The organism is Cupriavidus sp. C2SS-8b, assembly GCF_057073745.1.
On sequence record NZ_CP172716.1, the window covers coordinates 770,654 to 784,759 of the forward strand.

Sequence of the window (14,106 nt, forward strand, 5' to 3'; positions counted from 1 at the left end):
AGGCTCTGCGCGCAGTTTGCGGCTTTTTGGCTGTCCTGCTGGCCAACCGCTGACGCAGGCGGAATTTGCCTTTGCAACGGGCATAGGACCAATAGCAGGGGGATTGGGGGCGCATTATAAACCGCCTGTCGTCCGGTCCCTGAACATAAATCCGGCACAATAGCGTCTGAGTTGACTTTCAAATGCGGCGCATAAGCCCTTCAATACGGAATTAGGTATGGTAATCGATCCCTCCATCTTCAAGGCCTACGACATCCGCGGCATCGTCGGAAAGTCGCTGACCCGCGACGTGGCCCACCTTATCGGCCAGTCATTCGGTACCGCCGCAGCCGAAGCCGGCGAGAAGACCGTCGTCGTCGGCCGCGACGGCCGTCTCTCTGGCCCCGACCTGATCGGTGGCCTGGTCGACGGCCTATGCGCCGCCGGCATCGACGTCATTGACCTCGGCATGGTCGCCACGCCAATGGTCTACTTCGGCACGAACATTGAATTGGATGGCGTAAAAGCCACCTCCGGCATCATGGTCACCGGCAGCCACAACCCGCCCGACTACAACGGCTTCAAGATGGTGTTGGCAGGCAAGGCGATCTACGGCGAACAGATTCAGGCCCTGCGCCAGCGGATCGAGGAGGGCAAGTTTGCCAGCGGCGCGGGTGGATACCGCCAATACGAAGTGCGCCAACAGTACCTCGACCGCATCACCAGCGACGTGAAGCTTTCGCGCCCGATGAAAATCGCACTGGATGCCGGCAACGGCGTGGCCGGCGCCTTCATCGGCGACCTGTTCCGCGGCCTGGGCTGCGAGGTGACGGAGTTGTTCTGCGAAGTCGATGGCAACTTCCCCAACCACCATCCCGACCCCGCCCATGTGGAGAACCTGCAGGACCTGATGAAGTGCCTGCGCGACACCGATTGCGAACTCGGCCTGGCCTTCGACGGCGACGGCGACCGCCTCGGTGTGGTGACCAAGGATGGCCAGGTCATCTTCCCCGACCGCCAACTGATGCTGTTCGCCGAAGAAATCCTCGGCCGCAATCCGGGCGCGCAGGTGATCTACGACGTCAAGTGCACGGGCAAGCTGGCCCCGTGGATCCGCCAGCACGGCGGCGAGCCGCTGATGTGGAAGACCGGCCACTCGCTGGTCAAGGCCAAGCTGAAGGAAACTGGCGCCCCGATCGCCGGCGAAATGAGCGGCCACGTGTTCTTCAAGGACCGCTGGTACGGCTTTGACGATGGCCTGTACACCGGCGCGCGCCTGCTGGAGATCCTGTCGCGTCATGCCGACCCGAGCGCCGTGCTGAACGCATTGCCCAACGCCAACAACACGCCGGAGCTGCAGCTCAAGTGCGCGGAAGGCGAGCCGTTCACGCTACTCGACAAGATCAAGGCCAACGCCAAGTTCGACGGCGCGCGCGAGGTGATCACCATTGACGGCGTCCGCGTGGAGTATCCCGACGGGTTTGGCCTGGCACGCCCGTCCAATACCACGCCGGTCGTGGTGATGCGGTTCGAGGCTGACAACGACGCGGCGCTGGCCCGCATCCAGGCCGAGTTCAAGCGCGTGATCCTGGCCGAAAAGCCTGATGCCAAGCTCCCGTTCTGAGCAGATGCGTGAGGTGATGGCCGCTCCGGCGGCACCGCAGGCCGTGACGCAGGCGGCGCCGTTCGCGTTGCCGGCCAATCCGCGCATCCTGGTGGTCAAGGTCTCCTCGCTCGGCGATGTGGTCCATAACATGCCGCTGATCCACGATCTGCGCGCCCGCTGGCCCGGCGCGCAGATCGACTGGGTGGTGGAGGAGGGCTACGTCGACCTCGTGCGGCTGCTGCCCGACGTCGCACGCGTGATTCCGTTTGCGCTGCGGCGCTGGCGCAAGCGCTTCTGGCAACCGGCGATCTGGCATGAGATCGGCGAGGTGCGCGATGCGCTGCGCGCGCAGCGCTATGACGCCGTGGTCGAAAGCCAGGGATTGCTGAAAACCGCCGTGGTCGCGCGCGTCGCGGCGCGGGCCGCCAGCGCGCCGATCATCGGTCTTGGCAACCGTACGCAAGGTTCGGGCTACGAGCCGGCCGCCCGCCTGCTGTACACGAATCCTGTCCGCGTTCCGCGCCAGGCGCATTCGGTGCGCCGCTCGCGCCTGCTTGGCGCGACGCTGACCGGCATGGCACCGGCCGAGCCGCCGAGATTTTTTGGCGAGTCGGCACGTTCACTGCACGTCGATGCCCCGATCTGGGCGCAATTGCCGGCGCGCTATGCGGTGTGCTTTCATGCCACCGCCGGCGCGAAGAAAAAATGGCCGGTGGCCAACTGGCACGCTCTGGGTCAACGGCTGCAAGCCGATGGCCTGACTATGCTGCTGCCCTGGGGCAACGAGGCCGAGCGCCGCGCTGCACAGGAGATCGCCGCCGGTGTGCCCGGTGCGCAGGTGCTGCCGCGCTTTTCCGTGATGCAGGGCTTCGGGCTGATCAATCGCGCCGAGGTGGTGATCGGCGTGGATACCGGGCTCGTCCATATCGCCGCGGCGCTGTGCCGTCCGACTGTGGAAATCTATACCGCCACCTGGCGCTGGAAGACCGAGGGGTATTGGTCCGAACGGATCGCGAACGTGGGCGATGACGGTGTCGTACCCACGGTCGATGAAGTCTGGCAGGCGGCTTGCCGCGTACGCGGGGTAGGGGCCTGATGCTGCGCGTCCTGTATAGCCTGCTATGGCTCGTCATCCTCCCGCTCGCTTTGTTGCGGCTGTTCTGGCGCGGGCGCAAGGAGCCCGGCTATGTCCGCAACATCGGCGAACGCCTTGGCCTTTACGGACAGCTGCCCGCGCAAGGCCCATGGCTATGGGTGCATGCGGTGTCCGTCGGCGAGACCCGCGCGGCGCAGCCGCTCGTCGAGGCCTTGCTAGCCGCCTATCCGACGCACCGGCTGCTGCTCACGCACATGACGCCGACGGGCCGGCAGACCGGCGCGGAGTTGTTCGGCAAGGAGCCGCGCATCCTTCAGTGCTACCTGCCTTATGACCTGCCGTGGCTCGTGGGCCGGTTCCTGCGGTATTTCCGGCCGGCGGCGGGCATGCTGATGGAAACCGAGGTTTGGCCCAACGTTGTGCATGGCGCACGCCGTGCCGGCGTGCCGCTGTTCCTCGTCAATGCGCGCCTGTCGCCGCGCAGCTTCCGCCGTACGGCGCGCTTCGGGCGCGCCGCGTCGGCCATGTATGCGGACTTTGCCGGCGTGCTGGCCCAGACCAGCGGCGATGCCGAGCGTTTCCAGGCCCTTGGGCTCGAAGCGGTGCAGATCACCGGCAACCTCAAGTTCGACATGCAACCGGCGCCCGCCGGCATCGAGCGCGGCCATCGCCTGCGCCAGGCGTTTTGCAGCCGTGCCGTGCTGGCGGCGGCAAGCACGCGGGAAGGTGAGGAACCGCTTCTGCTGGATGCGCTCTCGCGCTGGGCGCAGCTGGGCGGCGACACGCCAAGACCGGCCTTGCTGCTGGTGCCGCGCCATCCGCAGCGCTTCAGCGAAGTCGCGGCCATGGCGGAGCGTGCAGGTTTCTCGGTCCAGCGCCGCAGTGCGATGGATATCGACACGCTGGCCGCCCCGATCACCGCTGACATCGTGCTGGGCGACTCGATGGGCGAGATGGCCATGTACTTTGCCGCTTCGGACCTGGCCTTTGTCGGCGGCAGCCTGCTGCCGCTCGGCGGACAAAACCTGATCGAGTCGTGCGCAGTGGGGACGCCGGTGCTGGTCGGCCCACATACGTTCAATTTTGCCCAGGCGACGGAAGACGCCATTTCGGCCGGTGCATGCCGGCGTGTGGCGAATGCCGACGAGGTGATGCAGACCGCGGCCCGGCTGCTGGCTGATCCCCCTGCGCTGGCCGATATGCGTTCGCACGCCCGCACGTTCGCTGGAGTGCATCGCGGGGCTACCGTGCGAACGCTGGCAGCGCTGGCCCCAGCGCTCGGTGCCTGAGCAGAGCGGGAATTCGAGGCAAGGCCCCAGGCTCTAAGGGGCATCAACCGGCGTGCCAGTCGGACTGCCTGGCACGCCTCAACACAGGAGCCAGACCCATGCAGACATTGACCCGTGATACCTGCCGCCGGATTGCCCGGCGCGGGGCAGCCGCTGCCATGCTGGCAGGCGCCCTGGGCGCATGCGCGACGGGGCCGGCGCCAGACTCGACCGGCGCCACCACCGCCCTCAACCAGACCCAGTCCTCCGGCCCGAGCCGCTGGGAACTGGTGCGCTGGCAGCAGCCCGACGGCACGCTGCGCGATATCCCGCATGGCGACAACGGCCAGCCCATTACCTTCGAATTCAGCGCCGGCATCGACGCCGCGCAGGGCACGGTCAGCGGCACGAGCGGCTGCAACCGCTTCACCGGCAGCTACGGCAAGACCGATACCGGCATCCGTTTCGACCGCATCGCCGGTACGCGCATGGCCTGCCCGCCGCCGCGCATGGAACTGGAGTCAGCCTTGCTCAAGGCCATGCAGACGCCGTTCCTGACGGTTGGCACGCAGCCGACGGCAGGCGCCTCGGGCCGCCAGATCATCTGGAAAACCTCCGGCGAGGACTTGCTGCAGTTTGTCGAGCGCGAGGGCGTCGGCCAGCGCGGCGCGCGCATCGATGCCGCGGGAAGCGTCGAGAAAACGGTCTATATCGATTCCCAGCGCGTGGAATGCAGCGGCGCGGGCCGCATGACCTGCTACCGCTGGCGCGAGTCGCCGGATGCGCCGTGGCAGCTCTGGTATGGGCCGATTGAAGGATTGGATTTCGAGCAGGGCGTGTCGTACAAGCTGCGCGTGCGCGAGTACAAGGTGGCGAACCCGCCGGCGGACGCCCCTTCCATCCGCTGGCAGTTGCTAAGCGTGGAGTCGCGCACGCGTGCGAACTAGGCCCGCCATCAAAGCAAAACGGGCCGCATTGCGGCCCGTTTTGCGTTATCTACCTTCTGTCAGGAGCGGGGCGTACCGCTTGCCAGCGCTTCGCGCCGGCCGCTGCGGCGGCCTGTCGCAGCCGGCGCGGGCGTTGCCACCGCGCCCACCTGCGCCTTCTGCGGCAACTGGTACATGACCCCCGGCGCCGACGTCAGCAGCGTGTTGATCTGGACGACATCGTCTTCCTTCAGCGCGCCTGTGGACGCCTTCAGCCGCAAGCCGTTCATGATCGTGTCATAGCGGGCCTTGGCCAGGTTGGCGCGAGTCTGGAACAGCTGCGCTTCGGCATTCAGCACATCAATGTTGATGCGCACGCCGACCTCGTAACCGAGCTGGTTCGATTCCACGGCGCTCTGGGCCGAGCGCTCGGCCGCTTCCAGCGCCTTGACCTGTGCCAGGCCGTTGGACACCCCCGAATAGCTCTGGCGCGCGCCTTGCGCGGCGGTGCGGCGTGCGAACTCCAGGTCGCTGGCGGCCTTGTCCGCCAGTGCCAGCGTTTCCCGCACGCGCGACTGGATCTGGCCGCCCGCGAAGATCGGCATGCTCAGCTGGACGCCGATCTGCGACGCGTTGTAGTGCGTGGAGATCGCTTGCGTGGCGCTGCCGGTCTGGTTGGTGAAGCCGTAGGAAGCCACCAAGTCCACGGACGGCAGGTGCGCGGCCTTCGCCTTGTTGGTTTCGCGCTGCGCGGTTTCCAGGTTGTAGTTGGCCAGTCCCACCTGCAGGTTGGTGGCCTCGGCCTGGGCCGCCCAGGCGTTGGAGTCTGCCGGCATCGGCGCGGGCAGCTCGGCTTCGGGGCGCAGCCCGAGCAACTCGTCCACGGGCTTGCCGGTGATCTGCTGCAGGTTGGCGCGTGCAACTTCCAGCGCGCTTTGCGCCGCGATCTCGGTCGATGTGGCCAGGTCGTAGCGGGCCTGGGCATCGTTGGCGTCGGTGATGGTGGCGGTGCCCACCTCGAAATTGCGCTTGGCCTGCGCCAGCTGCTCGCCGATGGCCTTCTTCTGCGCGCCGGCCAGGTAGAGATTGTCCTGCGCCGTGAGCACGTCGAAATAGGCCTGCGCAGAACGGGTGATCAGGTCGAGCTGCGCCTGCTGGAACGTGACTTCGCCCGCCATCGCGGCCAGCTCGCCCTGCTTGTAGGTTTCCCAGCGGTCCCAGCGGAACAGCGGCTGGCTCAGTTGCAGCGCCCAGCTGTTGTTGTCGAAGAAGCGTACGCCCGAGGCGCTGGGCAGGCCCTGCGCCAGGGACGCGGTCTGGTCTAGCCGGGTACGGTTGGCGCCGGCCGTGCCGGTGACCAGCGGCAGCAGGCCGGCGCGGCCCTGCGGCAGCTTCTCGCGCGTGGCCAGCAACTGCGCCCGCGCACTGGCGAACTGGGCGTCATTGGACTGGGCGTCGCGGTAGACCTGCAGCAGGTCGGCCGCCGAGGCCGCCGGCATTTGCAGCAGCGCATACAAGGACAGCGCTACAGCCAGCCGCATCCTGCCGGTCGCGGCGAAAGGCGCAAACGTCATCACATCTCCAGGTTGCCGGCACAGGCGCGGCCAACGGTCATTTCTTGTTCGGGTTTGACTTCGCGGGCCGGCCGGCAAGCCAGGGCCGGCCTATCAGTACTTCGGCATGGCCGGGTCCACTTCGCTCGCCCACGCATCGACGCCGCCGGTGAGGTTGTAGACCTTGGCATAGCCTTGCCGTTCGAGATACGCGGCGACCTGCATGCTGCGCATGCCGTGGTGGCAGATGCAGACGATGTCCGCGTCCTCGTCGAGTTCGGCGGCGCGCGCCGGGATGTCGCGCATGGGGATGTGGGTGATGCCGGGCATGGCGCAGGTCTGCACCTCCCACGGCTCGCGCACATCGAGCAGGACCGGCTTGGCGCGGCTGGCATCCGCCAGCCACTGGGCCAGTTCGGTAGCTTGGATAACCTGCATGGCGCCTGCGTCCTCAGAAACGGAACAGCGACGGCTGCGCCGCGCCGATCAGCGGCTTGACCGCGGTCTCGAACAGGTTCACCACCTGGTATTCGGTTTCCGACAGGCGCGTGACCAGGCGGGCTTCCATGACCGGCAGCGCGCCGACGAACGCGGCGATGCGGCCGCCGACCTTGACCTGCGACAGGATCGATGCCGGAATGCCCGGCAGCGACCCGGAGATGCAGATCACGTCGTACGGCGCTGCGGCGGTCCAGCCGTCTGCGGCATTGCCTTCAGCCACGTCGGCATTGGTGATGCCGGCATCGGCCAGGTTCTGGCGGGCAAGGGCCACGAGTTCCGGCAGGATGTCCACGGTCAACACGTGGCGGGCGCGGTTGGCCAGCAGGGCGGCCATGTAGCCGGAGCCAGCGCCGATTTCCAGGACGTTCTCATGCTTGCGCACGGCCAGTTCCTGCAGGATGCGGGCTTCCACGCGCGGGGGCAGCATGTTCTGGCCGCCCGGCAGCGGAATCTCCATGTCGACAAAGGCCAGGCCCTTGTAGGCCGCGGGAACGAATTCTTCGCGCTTGACCACTGCCAGCAGGTCAAGGATTTCCTGGTCCAGCACATCCCACGGGCGGATTTGCTGTTCGATCATGTTGAAGCGGGCTTTTTCGAGATCCATCTTGCCATTCCTTACCAATGCCAACCGCTATATGGGTGCTTGTGTCCGGGCCGCGCGGTGCCACGGCCGGGCAAACTTGTCAAACCCTGCATTTTAACCCTCCGTGCGCCGTCCGGCTCATTCAGCGCTCCGATGTTGTGCCGCGGCCCCAGCGTCGGCTGCGTCCGGTGAGCTGGCCGCCACAGCTGGCTGGCCCTGCCAGCGCCGCCGTAGCCACGCCGCGAAATCATCGAGATACGTATAGATCACCGGCACCACGACGAGCGTCAGGATCGACGACGTGATGATGCCGCCGATCACCGTCTGGCCCATCGGCGCGCGCTGCTCGGCGCCTTCACCCAGGCTGAAGGCGAGCGGCACCATGCCGAAGATCATGGCCAGCGTGGTCATCAGGATCGGGCGCAGCCGCACGCGCGCCGCTTCGATCAGCGCGGCCTCCCGCGAGAGCGGCGCCCGGCCGTCGGCGCCGTCCACATGGCCGTGCCGGGCCTGGTTGGCAAAGTCCACCAGCAGGATCGCGTTCTTGGTTACCAGCCCCATCAGCATGATGAAGCCGATGATCGAGAACATGTTCAGCGTCGAGCGGAACATCAGCAGCGCCGCGAATACGCCGATCAGCGTGAGCGGCAGCGACGTCATGATGGCGATCGGCTGGAAGAAGCTGGCGAACTGCGAGGCCAGGATCATGTAGATGAAGATCACGGCCAGCGCCAGCGCGGACACCGCGTAGCCGAACGACTCGTTCATCGACTTGGTCGAGCCGCCGAAACGGTACTTGTAGCCGGCCGGCCAGGTCATGCCGTCGAGCGCAGCCTTGACGTCGCGCGCCACTTCGCCCGCCGAGCGCCCGGCGGTGTTGGCCGTCAGCTCGACTTCGCGGTTCAGGTCGCGGCGGCTGATCTGGTTGGCGCCCGTGGTCGGCACCAGGTCGGCCACCTGCCGCAGCGCCACCATCTTCGGCGTGCCGTCGGGGTTGGTCTGGTTGCTGGCGATCATCAGCGCATTGAGGTCGGCCATCCCGGTGCGCGCGTCGCGCGGCAGCCGCACGCGCACGTCGTAGTTCTGGTCATCCGGCGCGCGCCACGAGCTGATGGCATCGCCTGCCAGCAGCGGCCGCAGCGCATTGCCGATCTGCGCGACGCCCACGCCCAGGTCCGACGCCAGTTCGCGGCGGATGCGGACCTCGATGGTGGGCCGGTCATCCTTCATGCTCGAATCGAGGTCCGCCAGGCCGCGGATGGCCAGCATGCGGCGGCTGGCCTCTTGCGACAGCCGCCGCAACTCGTTGAGGTCATCGCCCTGGATCGACACCTGGATCGCCTTCTGGCCGCCGGCGCCATCGGGCATGCCGACCATGGTCAGCGTGATGCCGGCGATGGCGGTCAGGCGCTCGCGGATCTTCGGGTTGAGCTGCACCGTGGACAGCTTGCGCGCGCGGCGATCCACCAGCCGCACCGACACCAGCGCGTTGTTGCGCCCGGACGTGTTGCCCGAATTGATCGTCGCGTAGGTATAGGCGACTTCGGGGAAGGACTTGAGCGCGGCTTCCACCTGGCGCACCTTGGCCTCGGTGACCTCCATCGACGTGCCGACCGGCGTGGTGAAGCCCACCTGCGTTTCGCCAAGGTCGGCGGCGGGGACGAATTCGGTGCCGATCAGCGGCACCAACGCAAAGCTGCCGAAGAAGGTGACGATGGCGATCAGCGTCGTGGCCAGCCTGTGCTTGAGAGCCCAGCCCAGCATCGCGGCATAGCCGTGGCCCAGCGCATTCATGCGCGCCGAGAACCAGTCGAGCAAACGGCCCACGGTGCGTCCGTACCAGCTCTTCTTGTTGCCGGTGCCGTGCAGGTCCGGATCGTGCCAGACCGAGGACAGCATCGGGTCCAGCGTGAACGAGACGAACATCGAGATCAGCACCGCCGCCACCACCGTAATGCCGAACTGGTGGAAGAAGCGCCCGATAATGCCGCCCATGAAGCCCACCGGCAGGAACACCGCGACGATCGAGAACGTGGTGGCCAGCACCGCCAGCCCGATCTCGGCGGTGCCGTCGAGCGCGGAGGTGCGGTGGTCCTTGCCCATCAGGTTGTGGCGCACGATGTTCTCGCGCACCACGATGGCATCGTCGATCAGCAGGCCCACGCACAGCGACAGCGCCATCAGCGTGATCACGTTGAGCGTGAAGCCGCACAGGTACATCACGCCGAAGGTGCCAATCAGCGCAATCGGCAGCGTCAGGCCCGTGATGACCGTGCTGCGCCACGAGCCCAGGAACAGGAACACGATCGCCACGGTCAGCAGCGCGCCTTCGAGCAGCGTGGAGCGTACCTCTTTCACGCTGCTGCGGATGCCGCGCGCCGTGTCGTTGACCACGGTTAGCTGCACGCCGGCAGGCACCAGCTTGCGCACTTCGTCGACCATGCGCACGAGGCCGTCCACGGTATCGACGGTGTTCTGGCCTTGCGCCTTAACCACCGAGAGGAAGAGGGCGCGCTTGCCGTCGAGCAGCGCCAGGCTTTCCTGTTCTTCCTGGCCGTCGCGCACGTCGGCAATCTCGCCCAGCGTGACCGGCTGGCCCGCGCGGCGCGCGACGATGATCCGGCGGAAAGCATCGGGCGTGGGCACGCGGCCCTTGATCTGCACCACGGTCTCGGTCGAGGACGAGCGCAGTTCGCCCGCGGGCAGCTCCTGGTTCTCGCTGCGGATCGCGTTCATGACCTGGTCGACGCCGATGCCAAGTGCTTCGAGCTGCGTCGGCCGGATGCGGATTTCCACCTCGCGCTTGGTGCCGCCGACGATATTGATGGTCCCCACACCGCGCACGGTCTCCAGCCGCTTGCGCACGATCTGGTCGGCGATGGTGGTCAGCTCGCGCTGGCTGCGCTCGGCACCCGGCGCGTTCGAGACGGAGAGATAGAAGATGGGTGCATCGGTGGGGTCATAGCGCAGCACGCGCGGGTCTTCGACTTCGTCGCGGAGCTGCTTGCGGATCAGTGCCAGCTTGTCGCGCACATCCTGCGCGGCCTGGCCGACGTCGACGCTCAGGTCAAACTTGACGACGACGACGGAGGTCCCCTGGTACGAGTGCGAGAAGATCTCGTCAATGCCCGAGATCGTGTTGACGATCTCCTCGACCTTGCGCGTTACGTCGGACTCGACCGATTCGGGTGCGGCGCCCGGGTATTCGGTCTGTACCACCACCACCGGGAAGGTGATGTCGGGGAACTGGTCCACCGGCAGGCGCTGGTAAGAGAACAGGCCGACCACGATGAAGGCCAGCATCATCATGGTGGCCAGCACCGGGTTCTGGATCGACAGGCGGGTAAACCACATGGCGCGTCGTCCTCAGGTCTTCACGCGGCGCACCTGGCTGCCGCTGCGCAGCGTGCCCAGGTTGTTGCGCACGATCTCGGCGCCGGTGGCCAGCCCCGAGGTGATCTCGACCATGGCGCTGCCTTCGTCGCGCACGCCGGTCTGTACCGCGCGCTCGGCCAGCAGGCCGTTCTCGACCACGTAGACAAAGGCACGGTCGCCGTCGCTGCGCACGGCAGACGCTGGCACCGACACCACGCCGCTGCGCTCGCCGAGCACCAGCGCACCACGCGCGAACATGCCGGCGCGCAGCTTGCCGTCGTCGTTCTGCACGCGCACATAGACCATGATGCTGCGCGTGCCCTGGCTCACGGCCGGGTTGATGCGCACCAGCGCGCCGGTAAATTGCCCGGCGCCTTCCACATTCAGCTGCACCGACTGGCCCACCGACGCACGCGCCACGTCGGCCATCGGTATCGGCGCTTCCAGTTCCAGCACACGCAGGTCGACCACATCGATCAGCCGCGTGTCGGGCGATACCTTTTCGCCGGGCTGCACGGCGCGCGCCGCGACCATGCCGTCGAGCGGGGCCTTGACCACGGTGTCGTTCAGCGCTTTCTGTGCGACGGCCAGGCCGCCCTGGGCGGCGTCGAGGTTGGCGCGCGCCACGTCGAGATTGGATTGATAGTTATCGAACGCGGTCTTCGAGATAAAACCCTTGCCGACCAGTTCGCGGTTGCGCTCCCACGTCTGGCGCGAGTTCTCGAACTGTCCGCGCGCCGCCAGCATCTGGCCGCGCGCCTGCGCGACCTTGGCCTCGTACTCAGTCGGATCGATCCGTACGATGACCTGACCCGCGCGCACGGCCTCGCCTTCGCGCACGAGTACCTGCAATACCTCGCCCGACACCTTGGCCTTGACCGAGGCCTGGTTCAGCGCGCGCAGGCTGCCGGACAGCGGCAGCGCAACCTGCAGGTCGCGCGTGGCCGCCTGCACCAGGTCGGACTGAAGGAACTCCACCACGGAAGGTGCCGCGGCCTGCGCCGACGCCTGAACCTGGCGCGCGCTGCCGGCCTTGCGCACCGCGGCGGTGGCGCTGAGCACGGCTACCGTGCCCAGCACGGCGATCAGGATCTTTTTGTTTCGCTTCATGTCTTGTCGTGTTGTGCGGCCGCCGCGGCTGCCATCGTGTCCGGCTCGTCGGCGTGCTGCGCCAGGCGCTCGGTTGCCATCTCGTCGCGAATCTTTTCCCAGACGTAGGGTCCGGACTTCGGCGGCAGCGGGCGGTCGCGCGTCTCGCCGGTCGTCAGGCCGAACAGCAGCATCTCGAGCAGGTTGTCGATGTACACGTCCGGGTCGATTTCCTTGTGCCCGTAAAGGCCGAACGAGCGCTGCCAGAGCATCAGGAACACCAGCGGCGCGCAGACCAGCGTGGTGGCCGGATTGGGGGGCAGGGCACGGAACTCGCCGCGCTCCGCACCGCGCGCCAGCACGCGCGCGAAGAGTTCGTCACCGGGCGCCATCACCTCTTCCTGGTAGAAGCGCGCGATGTCGGGGAAGTTGCCGGACTCCGCCATGATCAGCTTGGTCAGCCCCGCGACCGGCGTGGCGCCGATCAGCCCCCACCAGCCGCGCAGCAGCTCGCGCAGCAACTCCGGCGTCGAGCCCTCGAAGCGGTCGACCAGGTCCGTGCCGCGTGCCAGCGCAGGCACCAGGTTTTCGCGGACCACGGTCTTGAACAACTCTTCCTTGTTGGCGAAGTAGAGGTACACCGTTCCCTTCGAGACGCCGGCGGCCGCGGCCACGTCTTCCAGGCGCGTGGCGGCATAGCCGCGTTCTACGAACAAGCCGAGCGCGGCCGCGACCAGTTCCTGCGGGCGGGCGGCCTTGCGCCGGCTCCAGCGTGGAGGTTCGGCGTCGTTGCGGTGGGCGGAGTGATCGGCGACGGAGGTTTTGCCGGGTGTTGCCATGTTTGATGAGAAGCGGGGCGCGGGAATGTTAATAACTTTTCGGTCAGTAATGTAGGGCGGGCATGGGCGGGGGTCAACCCGGGTTCGCCCTGTCCCGCGAGCATGGTGCGGTAGCTATACAACATGTGATGCATGGTGCTCGTTTGGGGGGCCGGCAGATAAGTTATCAACCACCCCTGTCATTCCCGCGCAGGCGGGAATCCAGCGTCTTTTGAAGTCACTGGGTTCCCGCCTGCGCGGACGGTGGTTAACGGAATGGCATTAACCCGGAGGCCGGGACGTATTGGGGCACAATGGCGCCTTTGCCGCGCCTGGATGCGGCTTGCTGAACCATTCCCATGAGTTGCCAGTCTCACATTTCCTGCCGTGACGGTTGCGGCGCCTGCTGCATCGCGCCGTCGATCGCGTCACCGCTTCCCGGCATGCCCAACGGCAAGCCGGCCGGCGTTCGCTGCGCGCAGTTGCTGCCGGATGCGAGGTGCGCGGTATTTGGCAGGCCCGAGCGGCCGGCTTTTTGCGGCGGGCTGCAACCCTCCGCCGAAATGTGCGGCGATTCCCGCGAATCCGCGCTGCGCTGGCTGACGGAACTCGAAATCCTGACCGCGCCTGCCGGCCGCGGCGCGTGAGGGCAGCCTCGCGTGCCGCCCGCCCCGGTCGGCGCAAACCATTCCATCGGAGGCAATATGATCCGGATTTCCCGGCGGCGCTGGACCGGCGCCATCGCTGCTGCCGTGGCGACCATCTGGCTGGGCGCCTGCGGTTCGTTCGGCAACGAATACACCTTCTCGCAGAGCCAGTTGCAATCGGCGCTGGAGCACAAGTTTCCGTTCAGCAAGCGCTACCTGGAGCTATTCGATATTCAGTTGGCGAACCCGCGCCTGACGCTCGATCCGGTACGCAATCGTGTCAACCTGCAGTTCGATGCCACCGTTGACAACAAGTTGTTCTTCCGCCAGCCGCTGGCGGGCCGGTTTGCGCTGGATAGCGGGCTGCGTTACGACGCGCCGAGCCATTCGGTCGTGCTGCAGGATCCGGAAGTCCAGCAGTTCGACGTGCAGGGACTGCCTGGCCAGTTTTCGCGCCAGGTTAACGCGCTCGGTGGAATCGTGGCTGAGCAGTTCCTGCAGGGCTACCCGCTGTACACCTTCAGGCCGGACCAGTTGCGCCTTGCGGGAAGAGAGGTCGAGCCCGGTACAATCACGGTCCTGTCGGACGGCATCAACGTCAAAATCAATCGCCCCTGAGCCATAAAGAGGCATTGCCCGGCCAAGCTCGGGCATGTCCCCGCCTA

Annotated in this window: 12 protein-coding genes; 6 read left to right on the forward strand and 6 right to left on the reverse strand. The window is 66.8% G+C overall.

Annotated features, from left to right (window positions below):
• Nucleotides 1–217 precede the first annotated feature (217 nt).
• The 4 genes from ACIGJB_RS03495 (at nucleotide 218) to ACIGJB_RS03510 (ending at nucleotide 4,896) form a co-directional block, all read left to right on the forward strand.
• Nucleotides 218–1,603, forward strand: a complete 1,386-nt coding sequence (locus tag ACIGJB_RS03495; RefSeq protein WP_483731415.1) for a phosphomannomutase/phosphoglucomutase — start codon at nucleotides 218–220, stop codon at nucleotides 1,601–1,603.
• The gene (gene waaC, locus ACIGJB_RS03500; RefSeq protein ID WP_483731416.1) at nucleotides 1,584–2,681 is read left to right on the forward strand and encodes a lipopolysaccharide heptosyltransferase I; all 1,098 of its coding nucleotides are present in this window, start codon (nucleotides 1,584–1,586) and stop codon (nucleotides 2,679–2,681) included. The genes ACIGJB_RS03495 and waaC overlap by 20 nt, the downstream gene beginning before the upstream one ends.
• The gene (waaA, locus tag ACIGJB_RS03505; protein ID WP_483731417.1) at nucleotides 2,681–3,970 is read left to right on the forward strand and encodes a lipid IV(A) 3-deoxy-D-manno-octulosonic acid transferase; all 1,290 of its coding nucleotides are present in this window, start codon (nucleotides 2,681–2,683) and stop codon (nucleotides 3,968–3,970) included. The genes waaC and waaA overlap by 1 nt, the downstream gene beginning before the upstream one ends.
• Before the next feature lie 98 nt (nucleotides 3,971–4,068).
• Nucleotides 4,069–4,896, forward strand: a complete 828-nt coding sequence (locus tag ACIGJB_RS03510) for a DUF4377 domain-containing protein (RefSeq protein WP_483731418.1) — start codon at nucleotides 4,069–4,071, stop codon at nucleotides 4,894–4,896.
• A gap of 59 nt (nucleotides 4,897–4,955) precedes the next feature.
• On the opposite strand, the gene ACIGJB_RS03515 is transcribed toward ACIGJB_RS03510, so the two are convergent.
• The 6 genes from ACIGJB_RS03515 to ACIGJB_RS03540 all read right to left on the reverse strand — a co-directional run bounded on the left by ACIGJB_RS03515 (nucleotide 4,956) and on the right by ACIGJB_RS03540 (nucleotide 12,815).
• The gene (locus tag ACIGJB_RS03515) at nucleotides 4,956–6,449 is read right to left on the reverse strand and encodes a TolC family outer membrane protein (RefSeq protein ID WP_483731419.1); all 1,494 of its coding nucleotides are present in this window, start codon (nucleotides 6,447–6,449) and stop codon (nucleotides 4,956–4,958) included.
• 93 nt (nucleotides 6,450–6,542) lie between these two features.
• Entirely contained in the window at nucleotides 6,543–6,866 is a 324-nt protein-coding gene (locus ACIGJB_RS03520; protein ID WP_483731420.1) for a rhodanese-like domain-containing protein, read from the reverse strand.
• Nucleotides 6,867–6,879: 13 nt separating this feature from the next.
• Nucleotides 6,880–7,533: a protein-L-isoaspartate O-methyltransferase family protein gene (locus ACIGJB_RS03525; RefSeq protein WP_483731421.1), complete on the reverse strand. Its 654-nt coding sequence runs from the start codon at nucleotides 7,531–7,533 to the stop codon at nucleotides 6,880–6,882.
• 117 nt (nucleotides 7,534–7,650) lie between these two features.
• Nucleotides 7,651–10,866 (reverse strand): efflux RND transporter permease subunit, encoded by a 3,216-nt coding sequence (locus ACIGJB_RS03530; protein WP_483731422.1) that lies wholly within the window; start codon nucleotides 10,864–10,866, stop codon nucleotides 7,651–7,653.
• A 12-nt stretch (nucleotides 10,867–10,878) separates the two neighbouring features.
• Nucleotides 10,879–11,997, reverse strand: a complete 1,119-nt coding sequence (locus ACIGJB_RS03535) for an efflux RND transporter periplasmic adaptor subunit (RefSeq protein WP_483731423.1) — start codon at nucleotides 11,995–11,997, stop codon at nucleotides 10,879–10,881.
• Nucleotides 11,994–12,815, reverse strand: a complete 822-nt coding sequence (locus tag ACIGJB_RS03540) for a TetR/AcrR family transcriptional regulator (protein ID WP_483731424.1) — start codon at nucleotides 12,813–12,815, stop codon at nucleotides 11,994–11,996. The genes ACIGJB_RS03535 and ACIGJB_RS03540 overlap by 4 nt, the downstream gene beginning before the upstream one ends.
• Nucleotides 12,816–13,153: 338 nt before the next feature.
• On the opposite strand from ACIGJB_RS03540, the gene ACIGJB_RS03545 reads away from it, so the two are divergent.
• Together ACIGJB_RS03545 and ACIGJB_RS03550 are read left to right on the forward strand one after the other, a co-directional pair.
• A complete protein-coding gene (locus tag ACIGJB_RS03545; protein WP_483731425.1) occupies nucleotides 13,154–13,441 on the forward strand; it encodes a YkgJ family cysteine cluster protein in 288 nt (95 codons plus the stop codon).
• Between the two features lie 57 nt (nucleotides 13,442–13,498).
• Nucleotides 13,499–14,059 carry a DUF1439 domain-containing protein gene (locus tag ACIGJB_RS03550; RefSeq protein WP_483731426.1) on the forward strand — a complete coding sequence of 187 codons (561 nt, stop codon included), beginning with the start codon at nucleotides 13,499–13,501 and terminating at the stop codon, nucleotides 14,057–14,059.
• Nucleotides 14,060–14,106: the final 47 nt, after the last annotated feature.